This window comes from Hymenobacter sp. R533113, assembly GCF_056835965.1.
This window is the reverse complement of the sequence record NZ_JAKWBD010000013.1, coordinates 124,839-142,766: the sequence shown is the minus strand read 5'-3', so window position 1 is coordinate 142,766 and position 17,928 is coordinate 124,839. Positions and strand designations below refer to the sequence as shown.

General features: G+C 53.5%; 13 protein-coding genes and 2 pseudogenes. 8 read left to right on the top strand and 7 right to left on the bottom strand.

Annotated elements, in window-relative coordinates:
• The first annotated feature begins 104 nt into the window (after positions 1-104).
• Positions 105-1,790 carry an ABC1 kinase family protein gene (locus MKZ35_RS09500; protein ID WP_482513004.1) on the top strand — a complete coding sequence of 562 codons (1,686 nt, stop codon included), beginning with the start codon at positions 105-107 and terminating at the stop codon, positions 1,788-1,790.
• Positions 1,791-2,376: 586 nt separating this feature from the next.
• Here MKZ35_RS09500 and MKZ35_RS09495 read toward each other — a convergent pair.
• Together MKZ35_RS09495 and hppD are read right to left on the bottom strand one after the other, a co-directional pair.
• Positions 2,377-4,113 carry a phospho-sugar mutase gene (locus MKZ35_RS09495; RefSeq protein WP_482513002.1) on the bottom strand — a complete coding sequence of 579 codons (1,737 nt, stop codon included), beginning with the start codon at positions 4,111-4,113 and terminating at the stop codon, positions 2,377-2,379.
• A 154-nt stretch (positions 4,114-4,267) separates the two neighbouring features.
• Complete coding sequence (hppD, locus tag MKZ35_RS09490) at positions 4,268-5,401, bottom strand: 4-hydroxyphenylpyruvate dioxygenase (RefSeq protein ID WP_482513001.1); 1,134 nt, start codon at positions 5,399-5,401, stop codon at positions 4,268-4,270.
• A 180-nt stretch (positions 5,402-5,581) separates the two neighbouring features.
• Between hppD and MKZ35_RS09485 the strand changes: the two genes are divergently transcribed.
• The 3 genes from MKZ35_RS09485 to MKZ35_RS09475 all read left to right on the top strand — a co-directional run bounded on the left by MKZ35_RS09485 (position 5,582) and on the right by MKZ35_RS09475 (position 7,288).
• The gene (locus MKZ35_RS09485) at positions 5,582-5,980 is read left to right on the top strand and encodes a hypothetical protein (RefSeq protein WP_482512999.1); all 399 of its coding nucleotides are present in this window, start codon (positions 5,582-5,584) and stop codon (positions 5,978-5,980) included.
• A 130-nt stretch (positions 5,981-6,110) separates the two neighbouring features.
• The gene (locus MKZ35_RS09480; RefSeq protein ID WP_482512997.1) at positions 6,111-6,467 is read left to right on the top strand and encodes a DUF952 domain-containing protein; all 357 of its coding nucleotides are present in this window, start codon (positions 6,111-6,113) and stop codon (positions 6,465-6,467) included.
• Between the two features lie 77 nt (positions 6,468-6,544).
• Entirely contained in the window at positions 6,545-7,288 is a 744-nt protein-coding gene (locus MKZ35_RS09475) for a hypothetical protein (RefSeq protein WP_482512995.1), read from the top strand.
• A gap of 72 nt (positions 7,289-7,360) precedes the next feature.
• Here the strand turns inward: MKZ35_RS09475 and MKZ35_RS09470 are convergent, their stop codons facing one another.
• The 4 genes from MKZ35_RS09470 to MKZ35_RS09455 form a co-directional block, all read right to left on the bottom strand.
• Positions 7,361-9,052 (bottom strand): ABC-F family ATP-binding cassette domain-containing protein, encoded by a 1,692-nt coding sequence (locus tag MKZ35_RS09470; protein ID WP_482512994.1) that lies wholly within the window; start codon positions 9,050-9,052, stop codon positions 7,361-7,363.
• Positions 9,030-9,260, bottom strand: coding sequence for an ATP-binding cassette domain-containing protein (locus MKZ35_RS09465; RefSeq protein WP_482512993.1), 231 nt, complete (start codon positions 9,258-9,260; stop codon positions 9,030-9,032). The genes MKZ35_RS09470 and MKZ35_RS09465 overlap by 23 nt, the downstream gene beginning before the upstream one ends.
• The gene (locus tag MKZ35_RS09460) at positions 9,257-12,916 is read right to left on the bottom strand and encodes a PAS domain-containing hybrid sensor histidine kinase/response regulator (RefSeq protein WP_482512992.1); all 3,660 of its coding nucleotides are present in this window, start codon (positions 12,914-12,916) and stop codon (positions 9,257-9,259) included. The genes MKZ35_RS09465 and MKZ35_RS09460 overlap by 4 nt, the downstream gene beginning before the upstream one ends.
• A 270-nt stretch (positions 12,917-13,186) precedes the next feature.
• A complete protein-coding gene (locus tag MKZ35_RS09455; RefSeq protein ID WP_482512991.1) occupies positions 13,187-13,420 on the bottom strand; it encodes a hypothetical protein in 234 nt (77 codons plus the stop codon).
• 163 nt (positions 13,421-13,583) lie between these two features.
• Between MKZ35_RS09455 and murI the strand changes: the two are divergent.
• From murI to MKZ35_RS09435, 4 genes and pseudogenes are all read left to right on the top strand, one after another.
• Positions 13,584-14,370 (top strand): annotated as a pseudogene (gene murI, locus MKZ35_RS09450) (glutamate racemase).
• Between the two features lie 193 nt (positions 14,371-14,563).
• Positions 14,564-15,223, top strand: a complete 660-nt coding sequence (locus MKZ35_RS09445; RefSeq protein ID WP_482512990.1) for a Cj0371 family chemotaxis-regulating polar lipoprotein — start codon at positions 14,564-14,566, stop codon at positions 15,221-15,223.
• A gap of 85 nt (positions 15,224-15,308) precedes the next feature.
• The gene (locus MKZ35_RS09440; protein ID WP_482512989.1) at positions 15,309-16,487 is read left to right on the top strand and encodes a glutathionylspermidine synthase family protein; all 1,179 of its coding nucleotides are present in this window, start codon (positions 15,309-15,311) and stop codon (positions 16,485-16,487) included.
• A gap of 382 nt (positions 16,488-16,869) precedes the next feature.
• A complete protein-coding gene (locus tag MKZ35_RS09435) occupies positions 16,870-17,277 on the top strand; it encodes a TolB family protein (protein ID WP_482512988.1) in 408 nt (135 codons plus the stop codon).
• Positions 17,278-17,685: 408 nt separating this feature from the next.
• On the opposite strand, the pseudogene MKZ35_RS09430 reads toward MKZ35_RS09435, so the two are convergent.
• Positions 17,686-17,895: pseudogene (locus MKZ35_RS09430) on the bottom strand (integrase core domain-containing protein); the annotation flags it as partial.
• Positions 17,896-17,928 lie beyond the last annotated feature (33 nt).

Sequence of the window (17,928 nt, the reverse complement as noted above, 5' to 3'; positions counted from 1 at the left end):
ACGCTTGGGCGTTAGATTTTGATTTTTACTTTACCGGGGGGCATTTTGCCTACCTTTCTTGTCGAGGCTAGTAGCGGCCTTTTCACTGGCTTCTTTTTTCGCGCATGTTCAAAAACACGATTTCTAATCTGGGCCGCATCCGGCAGGTAATGGAAGTGCTGGTGCGCTATGGATTTGAGGATGTAGTCACCAGCACCGCCCTGCGGCGACTGGTACCATCGGGGCGGCGGGTGTCGTGGCAGCACGCCGACAAAACGGTGTTCGACACGAATCGGTGGGAGCGGATTCGTATGATTATCGAGGAGCTTGGCCCCACGTTTATCAAACTGGCGCAAGCGCTAAGCAACCGACCCGATTTGCTTCCGGAGGCGCTGATTGATGAGTTTCAGAAGCTGCAAAGCGACGTACCACCTTTTCCGGTGGTCACGGCCCGCCGCCTGATTGAGGAAGAGCTGGGTCGGCCAATTTCGGAGGTGTTTAGTGAGTTTGATGACGTGACGCTGGGTTCAGCCAGCATTGGCCAGGTGCACCGGGCGCGCCTGCTCACGGGCGAGGAAGTGGTGGTGAAAGTGCAGCGCCCCGGCGTGCAGGAGAAAGTGCGCACCGACCTGAGCTTGCTGCGCGAGCTGGTGCGCCTCACAGCCGGTTTTCTGCGTAAGCAGGGCCTGAGCAACCCGCAGGATATCGTGGATGCCTTCGAGCGCAGCATGACCAAGGAGCTGGACTACAACTCCGAAGCCCGGAGCATGGATCAATTTCGGAAGCTCTATGCCGACTACGAAACGTTTTATATTCCGAAGCCCTACCGTGAGTTTTCGACCAGTAGAATTCTGATAATTGAGTTTGTGAGCGGTTGTAAAATAACCGACAAGCCGCAGCTGCTGGCGTGGGGTCTCGATCCGGCGAAGGTGGCCGAAACGGGCATGGATATCTACCTGACTCAGATTTTTGAGTTTGGAGCTTTCCACGCCGACCCGCACCCCGGCAACGTGCTGGTGCGGCCCGATGGCACCATTGTGCTCATCGACTTCGGCATGGTAGGTAAGCTGACTAAGCAGCAGAAATACGCTTTTGCGGGCGTGTTTATCGGGATGGCGCGGCAAGATGCGCGCAGCATGGCGCTCAACTTCCGCCGCCTCGCTCTCCGCGCCGATATTCCCGACATGCGCCGCTTTGAGGCCGACCTCAACGAGCTAATTGAGGAATTCACGGTGCTTGATGTGAAGGAGATGAGCATGTCGGATCTGGCCGACCGCCTGCAAGTCATCATCTACGACTACAAGCTGCAAGTGCCGGGGGCCGTTTTTCTGATTCTGCGGGCGCTGGTGATTCTGGAAGGTATTGGCAAGGTGCTGCACCCAAATTTCAATACGTTTGAGTTTGTGCGGCCCTATGGCGCCCGCATTATGGCGGAGCAGTATTCGCCCGAAAACCTGATGAGTGAAGCCCAATACACGGGCGTACAGCTCCTGTCCTTGCTAAGTACGCTGCCTACGGATGTGCGGCAAATCATGCGCAAAATTTCCCGCGGCGATTTGCGCGTAAAAGTGGAATTGAGTGGTTATCAGGCCTTATTACATAAGGCCGACCAATTGGTAAGCCGGACCATTATTGCCTTATTGGCGGTAGCTTTTTTGCTGTTTTCGGGCCTCAGTTTAATGGGTAGATATTCGCCTGAAATGGCGTACCACCGCGGCATCCCGATGCTGACGTGGTTCAGTCTGGGCGTGACTGGTTTTCTGTTGTTGGTGCTGGTGATTATGGGGCTGAAAAAGGAGCCGCGGGAATAGAATAGTAAAAATTATTCGCCTGCGCACCCTTTGCACTCGCTCGGCTGTGCCGAGTGAGTGCTATGCCAGAGCAGCTGTGCTGCGAATTACAGCGCGCCGTTCGCGCATCAGCCCATACAAAACAGCCGCACGCAGCGCAGCTGCTTGAGCATAAAACTCACTCGGCATAGCCGAGCGAGTGCGGGGTCGATCTAGTACTTATGATCACGGCCCCATCCATACCCCGCACACCAAATTTCCTGACTGCTTTTTTTGGCTGAATAATTCTTAGCTTTTGAATCTGTATTCCATTCGACTCTAGTGAATCGAACGGTGCGTGAGATAAGCTAATACCGTCCACAATAAAAACAGAGGACTTTTTAGCGGTTGCTATTTTCGATAATTTTTGAGGTAATGAGCTTTGTGCTTAAACAGAAAGCGCTGAAATAAGCAACAAGATGATCAGATTCAATTTCATGCAACTAGGATTTGGTATGGAAGGAAACTGAATATTGTTTTATGGCATAAGAGAGTCAAGATAGTTAAAATGGGAGAGAGTCAAACTGTATGCAGTTTGACTCTCTCCCATTTTAAACAAAACTAAGTTCTACTTCAACTGCATATCCTCAATTATGCGGGCAATTTTGCCCCCCAGCGCTTCGTAGCCTTGGTCAAATTCGCTGGCGGAATTTAACGGCTGTTTTACGCTGAAGTAAAACTTGATTTTGGGCTCCGTGCCGGAGGGACGAGCGGAAATCTTGCTGCCATCTTCGGTTAGGAATTGTAACACGTTGGAGGACTCTAAGCCCGTCGGCGTTTCCTCACCGGTTTGCAAATTGCGGATTATACCGGTTTGATAATCGCGCAACTCTACTACCGGTGAGCCGGCGATAGTCTGGGGCGGCTGGGCGCGCAAGTCGCGCATCATTTCCTGAATTTCTTCGGCGCCGCGCTGGCCTTTTTTGGTCAGCGAAATCAGGTCTTCGCGGTAGAGGCCGTAGGTGGCGTACATCTGCACCATTTCCTCGTAGAGCGTGCGCCCGTTGTCTTTGGCTACGGCGGCCATTTCGGCAATCATGGCGCAGGCCGACACGGCGTCCTTATCGCGCACAAAGTCGCCAATCATGTAGCCGTAGCTTTCCTCGCCGCCGCCGATATACGTTTCCTTGCCTTCCAGGTCGCGGATGAGGCCAGCAATGTACTTGAAACCGGTCAGGGTCTGATACGACTTTACGCCGTGGGCTTTGGCAATATCGCCCAGCACTTCGCTAGTCACGATGGTGTAAACGATGAAGTCCTGCTCGGTCATTTTGCCGGCGTTTTTGCGCGCCGACAGCAGATAATACGTCAGCAAGGCGGCCGTTTGATTGCCGTTTACCAGTACCCATTCGCCCTGCGTATTTTTCACGGCAATACCCACGCGGTCGGCGTCGGGGTCGGTGGCAATAACCAGGTCGGCGTCGAGTTGGCGGGCCTGGTCGAGGGCCATTTGCATGGCGGCCTTCTCCTCGGGGTTAGGCGAGACGACGGTGGGGAAGTTGCCGTCGGGCGTGGCCTGGGCTTCTACGACGCTGACATTGGTGAAGCCGAAACGCTCCAGGGCTTTAGGTACCAGCGTGATGCCGGTGCCGTGAATGGGCGTGTACACGATTTTCAGATCGTGCTGGCGTTGGATGGCTTCGGGGTTGATGCTGAGCTTTTTGACTTCGCTCAGATACGCATCATCAAATTGCCCCCCAATGACGTGAATGCGCGACTCATCAGCTTGAAACTTCACGGCGTCCACGCTCTGAATAGCGCTTACTTCCTTGATAATATTCTTGTCGTGCGGGGCTACCACTTGGGCGCCGTCGTTCCAATACACTTTGTAGCCGTTGTACTCCTTAGGGTTGTGCGAAGCGGTAATTACTACGCCGCTCTGGCAGCCCAGATGACGGATGGTAAACGATAACTCCGGCGTGGGACGCAGGGCTTCAAACAGGTAAACGGTTATGCCATTAGCGGAAAAAATGCCCCCCGCAATGCGGGCAAACTCCGCGCTATTGTTGCGCGAGTCGTGGGCCACGGCCACCTTTATCTCCTGGTTCGGAAATGATTGCAGCAAATAATTGCACAAACCCTGCGTCGCCATGCCTAAGGTGTAGCGGTTCATGCGGTTGGAGCCCGTGCCCATCACCCCGCGCAGGCCGCCCGTCCCAAATTCCAGGTCGCGGTAGAAGGCGTCACTCAGGGCTTCTTCCTGATTGCTATCGAGCAACTGTTGGATGTCGGCCTGGGTTTCGGCGTCGTAGTTGCCGGTGAGCCAGGTGTTTATTTTCTGCTGAACGTCGGAGGTTAAGGCCATTTAATAGAAGTGAGAAGCTAGAGGTGAGAAGTGAGATTTTCGTGTGCGTACGAAAAAAGGGAGAAATGAGAAATTAGAGGTAAGAAGTGAGACCTGAGATTGTGGGGCAGGAGAACAAAGTCTTACTTCTCACCTCTCACAGTCTCATGTCTCACTAAAGATTTCCCCGTAGTGCCTGCTCGCGCTCGATAGATTCAAACAACGCCTTAAAATTGCCTTTGCCGAAGCTCTTGGCGCCTTTGCGTTGGATGATTTCATAGAACACCGTGGGGCGGTCTTCTACGGGCTTGGTGAAAATTTGCAGTAAGTAGCCCTCCTCGTCGCGGTCCACCAGGATGTTCAGGTCCTTCAGCGTTTGCAGATCCTCGTCGATGCTGCCGATGCGCTCCAGCAGGTCGTCGTAGTACACCGAGGGTACGCTCAAGAATTCGACGCCGCGGCGGCGCAGCTCCGTGACGGTGTGGCGAATATCCTTGGTGGCAATAGCAATGTGCTGTACGCCGGGCGAATGATAAAAGTCGAGGTACTCTTCAATCTGCGACTTTTTCTTGCCCTCGGCCGGCTCGTTGATGGGGAATTTCACGTAGCCATTGCCGTTGCTTACCACCTTGCTCATGAGGGCCGAGTACTCGGTGGAAATGTCTTCGTCGTCGAAGGTGAGCAGGAGCTTAAAGCCCATCACGTCTTCGTAGAATTTTACCCACTGGTTCATCTCACCCCAGCCCACATTACCCACGCAGTGGTCAACGTGCAAGAGGCCCACGGGCGTAGGCTGAGGCACGAGGCTCTTTTTAGCCACAAAGCCGGGCATAAATGCCCCCCGATAGTTGCGGCGCTCCACGAAAGTGTGAATGGTTTCGCCATAAGTGTAGATGCCCGACAGCGTTACTTCACCATCCTCATCCGTAATAGTGTAAGGCTCGAAAGCAGCCTTAGCGCCGCGCTTGGTGGTCTCCTCGAAAGACTTGCGGGCATCATCTACCCAGAGGGCCATTACTTTTACGCCGTCGCCATGCCGGCGCACGTGCTCCGAAATGTCGGAGTCGGGGAGGAGGGAGGTGGTGAGTACCAGCCGAATTTTGCCCTGCTGCAATACGTAGCTGGCACGGTCGCGCAGGCCGGTTTCGGGGCCCGCGTAGGCCACTAGCTCATAGCCAAATGCCGCTTGATAATAATAAGCCGATTGCTTAGCGTTGCCGACGTAAAACTCAACGTAATCGGTACCGTTCAGGGGGAGGAAGTCGTGGGCGGGGTGGGCCTGCACGGCCGGCGAGGTCATCGTCTGCATAGCGGATGGGTAGAAATCGGGTGGAAGAAATGTTAGTTGGGTAAAAATACGGGTTTGACTTAAATAGCCCATTTGCTTCGGTCAGTTCAATAGGCTGGGGATAAAAGCTTGAAGGTTGGGACCTGCAACAGAATTCACGAATCCTACGCACCTTTGTAACACACTTATGCACGAGTAGCTATGAATAAAGAGGAATTAAACCAAGCCCTGGTCGCCCTGATCGAGAAAAAGCAGGAATTGCACAAGCTGCCCTACAACCACGACAGCTACGACGATATCGAGGAAGAGCTGCACGACCTGGAGGATGACTTCAACGAGGAGTACGGCGCTTACCTGGAAGAGGTGCTGGAAAAAGTACACCAACAGCTTTGCCCCGACACCGACGTGCTGCTGCCCACCGCCTATCTGCCCAACGACGTAGGCGGCGACACCGGCTACGAGCCTTCGCATAAGGAAGGCGTTTGGGTCGATTCAGACGAATTTCCGGGCAAAGAAGCCCGCCTCGTGCTCGTGCCCAACCCAACCCGCCTGATTCTGTCGGTAGGCAAGAAGGTGCGCAAAGAAGTGTGGCAGGCGTAGGCTAGTTGCCATTTTAGTATAAAACGTCTGCTCTCTGGTGCCTGCCAAGGACCTCTCTGGCAATGGTAATTACCGTTGCCAGAGAGGTCCTTGGCGTTGTGCTGGGGGGCAAATGTTTGCTTTCTCCTGTATGATCTACCGCATCGCCGAGCTTGCCGATTGGCAAACTGCCCAGAAAACCGGCTTTTTTGCCAGCGCCGACTTGGCGGCGGAAGGCTTTATTCACGCCTCCGAACTATATCAGGTAGAAGCCACCGCGAATCGCTACTACGCCGGCCGCGCTGATATTGTATTGTTGGAAATCGATGAATCGGAGCTGTGGGTGGCGGCGGTGCCCGTGAAGCGGGAGTACGCGGAAGCCCGCAATGACTATTTTCCCCACATCTTCGCGCCCATTCCGCTGGCTGCCGTAGTTCGCGCTTTGCCCTTCCGAACCGGTTCGGAAGGCCGGCACGAGTTGCCGTCAGAAATGGAAGATGAAGCCTGACGAATAGTCAATGAGCCTTTAGAATGCAACATTTCATGCCGTTGTATATCTTGATTTCGGTAATCAACCAATCCTTTATGAAAGCAAGATCTTTTATCGGGCTTAAGGCTTGGCTGGTACTGGTGCTTGGAGGTTTACTCACTGCCTGCGGGCCGTCGTATTATCTGGCCATGCAGCCCAGTGAGCTGGAAGGTGAAACAATAAATGCCCCCCAGACACTTTTTGCGGAGCTTGATGGGGTAGAGGTAGAGCTAACCTTTTCTCATTTCCGAATTAAAGACTTAGCATTTGAAGCCGAAATCCGCAATGGATCAACCGAGCCTGTACTCGTTGATCCGGCCCGGTTTTATTACCAGCCCAGTGCCGCCCAGGCAGCGGCTCCCACGGCTGATACAGTGACTTTGGCGGCCCGCGTACCGGCTTACGATCCGGAGGCGGAGGTGCAGCCGCTTACCACCCGGCTTAGCATCCAGGAAGGGGCTGTTTTTGGCGTTAGTGAGGTGGAATGGCTCGTCATCATGGCCTATGTTACCAAGGAAGCCATGGGCAAAGTGCGAAGGGCGGCCAATAAGCCCCAGGGAGATACCAAAACGCAACCCCTCAACGAAGCACAAGAGCGAGGCGCCGGCGATAAGATTGCCCAGGAGCTGGAGCTATGGCAGGGTAAAATGCTACGCAAATACACCCTGCAGCCCGGCGAGTTGATTCGCGGCTATGTTATATTTCCTAAACTCGACCAAACCGCGATGCTACGCGTCACCACACCCGTTGGCCCGCATGTTTTCACCTTCGACTTCAATCAAAAACGGCTGAGATATTAAATGTGGCCGACTTTAAACTAAAAAGCCCTCCAGACAGTATCTGGGGGGCTTTTTTTGCGATTTTATCAACGCCTATATAAATTCAGCCAGCTCTAGCCACCGCTCGCCTTTGCTGTCCAAAGCCGCATCGGTGCGCTTGAGTTCGGCGGCCCAATCAGCCAGGTCTTTATGGGAGCCCGTGCTTGCGTTGAGCTTGTCGATGAGCGTTTGTTTCAACTTTTCGAGCTGGTCAATTTCGTTTTCTAACGCTTCATACTCTTTTTTCTCGGCGTAGCTTGCCTTGCGCTTGGCGCCAGTAGCTGTGGCAACTGGTGCGGCGGCTGGGGCCACGCCAGCGGCTGCTTTGGCCGTTTTGGCTTGCTCTTTCGCGTATTCCTCGGCGTTGTTTTCCTTCTGCCACTCGCGGTAGTCGGTGTAGTTGCCGGGGAAGTGGCGAATTTGCCCCCCAGGCTCCAACACAAACACATGCTCGACCAGCGCATCCATAAAGTAGCGGTCGTGGGAAACGATGAGCAAGCAGCCGCCGAAATTCAGCAGGAAATCCTCCAGAATATTGAGCGTGATGATGTCCAGATCATTCGTCGGCTCGTCAAGAATGAGGAAGTTGGGGTTTTTGATAAGCACGCGCAGCAATTGTAAACGGCGCTTTTCGCCCCCCGACAGCTTATTAACCAGCGTGTACTGCTGGGCCGGCGGAAACTGGAAGTGCTGCAAGAACTGCGACGCCGTGACCACTTCGCCGTTGGCCATTTCCACCACTTCGGCCACTTCCTTCACAATGTCAATGACGCGCTGCGTGGGGTCAAACTCCAGCTCCGTTTGGGTGTAGTAGCCGAAAACGGTGGTCTGGCCCTTGTCGATGGTGCCGCTGTCCGGCTCCTGGCTGCCGGTGAGCATATTGAGCAGCGTAGACTTGCCCGCGCCATTCGGACCAATCAGGCCAATCCGGTCCTTTTTCTTGAACACGTAGCTGAAGTCATCCAGCACTACTTTGTCGCCGAAGTGCTTGTGCAGGTGCTCTACCTCAATGATTTTGCCCCCCTGACGCGTGGTTTTCACGGAAAGCTCCAGTTGCGGGCCGTCAATTCGGGTTTTGGCTTTCTCCTGGGTTTCGTAGAAGGCATCGACGCGCGCTTTTTGCTTGGTGCCGCGGGCGCGCGGCTGGCGGCGCATCCAGTCCAGCTCCTTGCGTAGCAGATTGCGGGCCTTTTCTACTTCAGCCACTTCTATCTGCTCGCGGTCAGCCTTTTTCTCTACGAAGTAGGAATAATTGCCCTGGTAGCGGTGCACGCGACCCTGGTCCAGCTCCACGATTTCGTTGGCCACCTTATCAAGGAAGTAGCGGTCGTGAGTCACCATCAATAAGGTGAGATTAGGCGAGGCCAGCCGGTTTTCGAGCCACTCAATCGTGTCAAGATCCAAGTGGTTGGTGGGTTCATCGAGAATGAGTACTTCCGGTTCCTCGATGAGGACGCGGGCTAGCGCCACGCGCTTGCGCTGCCCACCCGATAATTTGCTGACTGGTCGCTCCAGCAAGTCGCCCAGAATGCCCAGACGCCCTAATATCTGCTTTACCTGCGACTCGTAGTCCCAGGCATTCAGCGCGTCCATGCGCTCCATCACGCGCTGCAAATCGTCGGATTTGTGGTTGGCGTCATTCACCACGTGCTCGTAGTCGCGGATGGCGGCCAGGGTATCATTTTGGCTGGCAAAAATGGTTTCCTCTACGGTCAGGGCCTCATCAAAAATGGGCTGCTGACCCAAAAGCCACACGAGTGTCTTTGCGAACACTCACCGAGCCCGTATCGCCGGGCTCCAGACTGGCCAGAATACGAAGCAGAGTCGTTTTGCCCGACCCATTAATGCCGACCAGCGCCACCCGCTGACCCTGGCTCAAGCCAAAGGAAAGGTCGCGGAACAGCCAGCGGTCGGCGTAGTTTTTAGAGATATTCTCAGCTGATAACAGATTCATGCCACAAAGGTAGCCAAGGCAACCCAGCCAGGAAGCAGAAGAGCTAATTCCTGGAGCGGTAATCTGACGAGTAATGCAGGAACATTGAGATTTGCGCTACCGAAAAACCTGTTAGGGGGCTTTTTTGCGGCTAACGCATTTACGTCGAGGTGCATCTGCTCAATTATCTGCAATAGCAGACTGTTCACGATGTCAATGTGGGGTTGCAGCGCCTCCGGGTCAAAAGCACCTTCCCACGAATCAAGATGTTCTACCAAGGGCAGAGCTTGGTGCACCGATAGATGATCGAGGCTGGGCTTGAGCTTATGGGTAGCAGCTTTCATAAGCTTGATATCGTGGGTTTGCGACGCTTGCGTGAGGTCGCGCACCGCCTCTTCACAGCTCTCAATAAAGCTGTCGAGCATAAGCGTTACAAAACTGTCGTCGCCCTGACCTATTTGATGCAGCAGGTCAAGCTTGTAGAGGGGCGCGGGGGCATTGGAATTAACCGGTTCACCGGAGGCGCTTCGAAAAGCGTTCGGGCCAGAATTAGTGGGCCCCAATACCCAGTCACCAATCAACTTCAAGAGCTCATCTTCCTGAAATGGCTTAGCCAGGTAGTCATTCATGCCCGCGGCCAGGCATTTTTCCCGCTCGCCCTTAATGGCATTGGCCGTCAGCGCGATAATTGGAGTTTGTAAGTCTAGCTGCTCGCGCAGTATGGCAGTCGCTTCCAGGCCATTCATAACGGGCATTTGCATGTCCATCAAAATCAAGTCGAAGCGGCGGGTTTGCAGGAGCTCTACGGCCAAGGCACCATTCTCTGCCTCCGTCACCTGGATATGGGCATTGGCGAGTAAGGCCTTCGCAATCTGACGGTTGAACTTGTTGTCTTCGACCAGCAGCACTTCTTTGCCGCCCAGCCTTTCGCGTAGGCTTTGGTCGGTCATTTCCTTGCGCGGCAGGTCGCTTTCGGAGCCTACCTGCAACAGGAGAGAAAAGGAGCTAACCGTGCCTTGGTGCTTTTCGCTTTCAATATGCAACTCGCCGCCCATCAGGTTTACCAGGCTTTTGCTGATGCTGAGCCCGAGGCCGGTGCCGCCAAATTTGCGGGTTACGGAGGAGTCTTCCTGACTAAACTCCTTAAAGATATGTTTCAGGTATGCGGGGTCGATGCCAATACCGGTATCGACCACCGAAAACTTGATTTCTACGGCGTCACCAACTTGTTGAATCAGCTCGCATGAAATCGAGACGCTGCCTTTCTCCGTGAATTTGATGGCGTTGCCAGCCAGATTCAGCAGTACCTGGGTGATGCGGTAGGGGTCGCCGAGCAGCACCGGCGGCAGTTCCGGCGATACTTTCGTTTCGAAGCACAGGCCTCTCTCTTCCGCTTTATAATGCAGGGTTTGCTCGATCTGGGCCATAAACTGGCTGGCACTAAAACCAATCTTCTCGACTTGCAGCTGGCCCGCTTCAATCTTGGAGAGGTCCAGAATATCATTGATAATCACCAGCAGGTTTTCGCCCGAGATGGTAATGGCGCGCAGGTATTCGTCCTGATCTGGGGTAAGCGGCGTTTTAGCTAAGAGCTGTGCCATGCCCAGAATAGCGTTCATGGGCGTCCGGATTTCGTGGCTCATATTGGCCAGAAACAGCTCCTTGGCTTTCGACGAGTCCTCGGCGTGGGCAGCGGCCGTACGCAGCTTGTTTTCCAGCTTTTTCTGGTGGGTAATATCAAGCGTAATATGGATGGAGCCGATGGCCTGACGATCATCGTCATAAACGGGGGCGCGGCTCACCAATAGCCACTTCTGACTTCCATCTTTGCTTAACACCATGCGCTCGTAGGCATCCATGTCATCGGGCGCGACCATGAAACTCTCTTGGGCCAGCAGCGGACGCAAGAGCTCCTGCTCCATAATTTCGGTGCTGGAAAACCCGAGCATATCGCAGAAAGCTTGGTTGATATACAGCACCTGATCAGTTAAATCGGTTTCGATGAGGCCCAGATTCATTCGCTCGATGATTCGCCGGTACTTTTCTTCGCGCCGCTTCAGAATCTCCTCCGCATTCTTCTGCTCCGTAACGTCCTGAAATTTCCACAGGTAGCCCAACGAAGCATTGTGGCTACGTATGGGAATGAAGTCGCGCTGGAACACTTTGCCGTTTTTGCGCGGAAGCAGCTCGCCAATAATTGCCTGCTGCTCCAGAACGCGGCCGTTGAAACTTCCTAACCAGCTCAGCTCTGAAAGTTCGCCCGCCGCCAGCAGCGCCGCCGTTTCCACGCCTACCAGTTGTTCGGGCAAAACCTGCGTATTCAGCATCCGGCAGAACGCCTCATTTACCAACACTACTCGGCGGTCTTCATCCTCAATTAAAATACCCTCCTGAAAGTTGGCAATGGTAGTGGACAAGCGACGAGTAGAAGCCTCAATAACGAGGTTGGCTTGCTTTATAGCCGAAATATCGGTGTGTACGCCGGTCATAATGAGTGGGTCACCGTTGGCGTCACGTTTGGTTACGAGGCCACGGGTCAGCACCCACTTGTACTCACCGTTTTTGCATAGCAGCCGGCGCTCAACGGAATAAATAGGCACATCACCGCGTAAGTAGGCGTCGGAGGCCTGCATACTGGGGATATGGTCGTCGGGATGAACGTGATTCTGCCAGGCATGAAAGCCCATAGGAAAGTCTTCCTGCGGGTAGCCGAGCATGGTTCGGTATGCGTTGGAGAAGTACTCGTCGCCGGTTTGGTAGTTGAATTCCCACGCCCCGTCGCCAAACCGCTCGATGGCTAAGTGCCAGCGCTGTTCGCTGTCCTGCACGGCTTCCTCCGCTTCTTTCAGAGGAGTAATGTCTTGTATAATACCACTGTACAGAATGCCATCCGCATCCGTGGCCGAGGGCTGGCAATCGATTTGAAACCAGCGCAGCGGCTGGTTGGGCGCCAGTAGGCGGCCCTCAAACGGGACAGTTCGGGCGCCCTTGGAACGCGTCCAAAACTTAACCCACGCTGCTTGGTCTTCGGGATGAATAAGCTCACCAAGGTCGGCTAACTGGGCTGGCTCAAACCCGAGTATTTCCGGCGCATTCGCGCTCAGGTAAGTGAGGTGCGCGGTGCCGTCATACTTATTGTGCCACTGAAACAGGACGCCCGGAACCTGTTCCAACAAGTGCCGCTGCTGCGTCTGGAAAGCCTGTGTAGCTACCTGTTCAGCTTTCCAACTGGTGATATCTTCTAACAATACAAAAAGCCGGGCCGGCTCGTGCGTAGCTGGCAGCGGGCTGGGTTGCAACCTGGCCCGCATCCAACGAGCCGTACCGTTGGGGGCAACCGCCTGCCCCTCGTATTGCATAGCAGTCTGCGCGTCAATGTTTATCGTGGGGGGCAAATAGGGCGCTGTATCACTAGGCTCGGGGGGCAAAATTCGCCACAATGCCTGGCCTGATAACGTGCTGGTCGTACCACCAAAAAGTGTAGTGAAACCCTCATTCATCCACTTCAGGTGGCCTTGGTCGTCGATGATGGCCACGGCCGCGAAGGCGTGCTGAATCAGCAGCAGCGCCTGTATCAATTGAGGCGGTACACTCTCAGGTAGTGTAGTGTCCTCAAGCGGGTTGGTGGGTGTCACCCGCGCTGGTATCGAGGACGAGTGAACACCACTTTGCTCCATAGCATTAACAGCACGTTGGTCTGCTTTTTAAAGATAAAAACCCCGGCTTCTTTATTAGTAATACACTAAAACAGTAATTTCAATAAGCCGGTATATACCAACTAATATACAGGTAAAAGGAGAATCTCTTGGCTAGCTTCTGTTGCCAGCTAAGCGTGGCTGCTTATTCTGATAGGGGAACGAAAGGAAAGTTAGAGAAGATATAAGCCCGACAGTTCGCGACAAAGCACTGCCGTTTTGCAACTGCAGACAGGCGAATTTTGCAGGATTCTAGATTACCCGCACGCGGTCTACATGTAGCTCGTCGCGCAGAATTTCGAGGCCTTTGTAGGCTAAAGGGCGGCCGGTATTAGTGGTCAGCTCGTCGCCGTCGCGGTACAGATGAGCTACATCGAGCACGAGCTGCGTGTATTTCAGCTCACCCAACTCAATAGCCACCGGCCGACCTTGGCTAAGATCGAAGGCGGCAAGGGCGTGGTCTATTTCATTCAGAATCTTACTCATGGAAAAGAAGAGCTTGAGCGAGAGAAGAGCCAAGATAGGACATTACTAAAAATTACATATTTCCGAAGGCCCTAATTTACCAAAGGGGTTGCCTAAAGCCCGTACCTTCGCTGCTATGGCATCTTCTTCTGCATCCGTCGATTTGCGGACCCGGCCCATTGGTATGTTCGATAGCGGCATTGGTGGCCTTACCGTCGCGCGGGCTGTCAGCCGCCTGTTGCCCCACGAGCAGCTGATTTACTTTGGCGACACGGCCCACCTGCCCTACGGCGACAAAAGTACGGCGGCTATTCAGGCTTACTCGGTCAAAATCTGCGACTTACTGCTCAAGCAGCAATGCAAGGTGATTATGATTGCCTGCAACTCAGCGTCGGCGGCAGCCTACGAACTCGTGCGTGAGTATGTAGGCTCGAAAGCACGGGTACTCAACGTGATTGACCCAATTGTAGCGCATGTGGGCAAGGCTTATGCCGGGCGCGCCGTGGGACTCATCGGTACCAAGCAGACGGTCAACTCCAATGTGTACAAAAAAGCTGGACGACCTCGACGCTGGTGTACAGCTGCACTCGCTAGCTACGCCGCTGCTAGCCCCCATGATTGAGGAAGGCTTTTTTAATAATAGTGTCAGCGATAATATTATCCGAAACTACCTCACCAATCCGGCCCTCGATAGTATTGAGGCATTGGTGCTGGCCTGCACGCATTACCCCATGATTAAGGAGCAGATTGCCCACTTCTATGAGGGAAAAGTACAAGTATTGGATGCTTCCGACGCAGTAGCCACCCACGCGCGCGCGTACCTAGAAGAGCACAACCTAGCTGCGCAGCCCGGAAAAAAGCCCCCCACGCATCATTTTTACGTTTCTGACTTCACCCGATCTTTCGAGGAAAGCACCCGCATCTTCTTCGGGCAGGAGGTTCATCTGGAGCACTATCCGCTCTGGGAGTAGCCTGTATACCTGAGGTAGAAGACCTAAGTGCAATGACCTCTTCTGAAAACGATCGTACCTGTCTGTGAGACAATTAACAAGAGTAAGTGAATTCGACCTTTTCCCGAGTTATTCACGTTTAAGTAGTCTGATCAGTTTACCTTTTGTAAGGCGTACCAAGTCTGAGATATAAATTGTCAAGGAGTTAAAAACCATGAAAAAGACCTATCACCGTCTCGGCGACTGGCGCCGCAATACATTACTGGTAGCGGCAGCCGCTACTCTGGGCTTGTCGGTGTTGCCGGCTTGCTCAGGCAATAGCGGCTCCGAAGCCAGCCAGGAACAGTGGAGTGGGGGCGAAACCTATTCGCAGGGTGTTATCACAGAAATGACCGAGGTGCAGCCCGGTGAGTGGAAAGTAACCGCTGAACGTCCTGCCGGTAAAGAAGAAGTAGCTGCCATTCTTAAGCACTTTGATGGCCAGGTAGATACATTGCAGGGTCAGGCTTTACAGCAGCAAATGCAGGACTATACCCGTCAACATCCTGAAAACCGGATAGCTGGCACTGGCATGATGGATATTTTGATGTGGAGCGGCATTGGCTACATGGCCGGCCGCTTCCTAACGCCTAATCGGGGGGCGTATGCTAACCCCGGCTTGCTCCAGCAAAATGCGGGCTGGCGTCAGAATGTGGCGCGGGAGCAACAGCAAGGCCGTAGTTTCTTCGGGCGTGGATTTGCTGGCAACCGCACTTCGGGCGCGGCTGGCATTCGCCCCAGCACATCCGTATCACGGTCGGGAGTTCGTAGCACCGCCCCAGGGGCTGGCCGCAGCAGTGGCTTTTCAAATCGGGGCGGCGGCTTTGGCGGCTAAATAGAAGACTTGCTTTACAAATTTGCCCCCCAGCACCTTGTACGGGACGTTGGGGGGCAAATACATAGTATATAGTTGCCGACGTATGATAAAGCTGTTACCTCTGGCCGGTGATATTGCGCCTGCCGTACGTGGCTTAGGCTGGGATTGGGCCATTGAAGAAGCCTGCGCTGCCTATGTAGCTCGCGAAGCTATCATATTGACTGAGGCCGAAGCGGATGCATTGCTTCAGGCTGCTGATACGCTCTACGAAATGCTCGTGGAGTCTATTCCCGACCCGATTCCGGATGATCTTCTCCAATTGCTGGCTATTCCTGCGAACTTATGGGCGGCGGTGCGTCACTCCTGGAACGATGAGCGACACTGGCATATATATGGTCGGTTTGATCTGGCCTCCACGCCCGATGGTCCTAAGCTACTTGAGTTCAATGCTGATACGGCAACCAGCCTGCCCGAAACGGCCGTAGTGCAGTGGGCTAGTCTGGTAGCTGCCGGCACTGCCGACGAAAGCCGGCAGGCCAATGGGTTGTTTGAGGGGCTAAGTGCGCAGTTTCGCCAGTGGCTGGAAATCAACCCGGATCTGGAGCCTAGCCTATTATTAGTGTATTTGCCCGGTAGCCCGGAAGACGAAGCCAACTGCACCGTACTGGCCGAAGCCGCCCGCGAGGCTGGCTTTGAACAGGTGCAGTTGTGTCCGGTAGATGATATGCAAGTGTCGGTGGCAGGAGAGGAGCGGGGCGTGTGGGCACCAGTAGAGTCAGATCAATGGCAACGCTTTGGCTTTTTGTTTAAGCTAGTGCCGTGGGAGATTCTGGCCCAAGAAGAGCCTACCCTTACTGCTGATCTATGCGAGCTACTATTAAGCCGCGACGTAATCATTGCTAATCCGGCCTATTCCCTCTTGTTTCAGAGCAAAGGCATTCTGGCGTGGCTCTGGCAAGTGTACCCACACCATCCATTGCTGCTAGAAGCTTCCTTGCAGGACCTGCCAGGCCATTACGTGCGCAAACCGCTTTTCGGCCGTGAGGGCCAGAACGTAGCCGAAATGCAAAATGCGCAGGTTACGCGCGAAGTGCCCGGCGAATTTGCCCCCCAGCCCCAAGTGCGCCAGCGCTGGGCTGAGTTGCCAGTTGACGGCCAGCAACGGCAATACCAAGCTGGCGTATTTTGGGCTGGTGAAGGGTGCGCTTTAGGTTTTCGGCGCGATAAGTCGTTTATAACCAATCTATCAGAGTTTGTACCGCATATTATAGAGCAAAAGTAATGTTGTCTGTATGTGGCATGAAATAATTTGTATTTATGCTGTTTAATATTATTTTATTAATATAATTCATATTTTATATTGTATTATTTTATTAAACTATTGTGTTTATAGCGTCAAACTAGTAGCCTTGCATATGCTTAGTGCAAAAAGATGCTTTTGACACTTCTAATCTGCCGACAACCGCTGGTCGCCGGATGGCTCTCAGCTGATCTATGCTCATTATAACGAGTTGTATCGTGTTAACCGTGATGGAACGGGTCTGGCATTAATAGCTACGGCACCCGCTGATCGGCATTTTCGCGAGTGTGACTAGACGGCCCGAGGAAATCGTATTGTTGCGCAAACGATAGGGGCTAACATTTTCGACTCCGAGCTTTATCTGATGAATGCCGACGGATCAAACCAGACGCAACTCATTGGCAACGTACCCGGCCAACTCAACTCTCCATCATTCAGTATTGATGGCCGCGAAATACTCTACACCCGAGACGTGGCTGGCTTCGACGATGTCACCGGGCGGCAGCTGAACGCGCACATTTTTCAGCAGCGCTTAGATGGTACAGGCTTGATAGATATTTCAGTCGGAGTGCGCAGTGGCAGCACTACGGATGTAGGTAAGCCAGTGGGCACCAACGATTTAAATCCTCGCTACTCGCCTGATGGCTCTAAGGTAATTTTTGTTAATACCATAAACGATGGTTTGAGCCCCCTTGAAGTATGGACCGCTGACCTAGAGGGCCGTAGTCGTGCCAGGTTATTTCAGAACGCTTCACTACCTGATTGGAAGTAATAGCTCTAGCGTTGTGCCCAACGTTCAAATCGATTCAGAGTCGGAACCTGTTCACCCTTACCAGATAAAGGGAAGGCTGTTAGTTACGGCCGCACGCCAGCTTCCCCCTTATCTGGTGCCTGGAATACTGCTAAGTTCAACCCTGACTCAGCTACCAGGCCGTGTTCTGGCCTGCGGGCCTTAGTGCATCTGCTTACTCAGGTATTATTCGTGCATATAGTTACGCTGCTGAATATAGGCCGTTGATTCCTAAACTCAGCGGTAATGTACATGGATATCGAAGGGCCGTTACTGCTTTCTGTTTCTTACTATGGGTCGAGTACTTCAACTCACACAGAGTAAGAAACATAATTTGCACGTTGTCTTTTAAGCTCTAGGCATGGCATACGTAATTCTGAGGTGGTCCAGTTACGCTGGACAGTTTAGGGTAGTTTTTGGAATAAGTTGATGATGAGCATTATACGACGTCTGGTAGCCGATGCTAGAGTGCAGGCGCTCGTGGTTATAGTAGTCAAAATAGGTGGCGATGCTGGCTTGCGCCTCAACTAGGTCGGTAAAAGCCAGCCACTCGCGGGCTTCGAGTGCTTCGGTTTTGAGGCGCGACCACAGACTTTCTGCTTGGGCGTTGTCTTAGCACTCGCCGCGCCGATT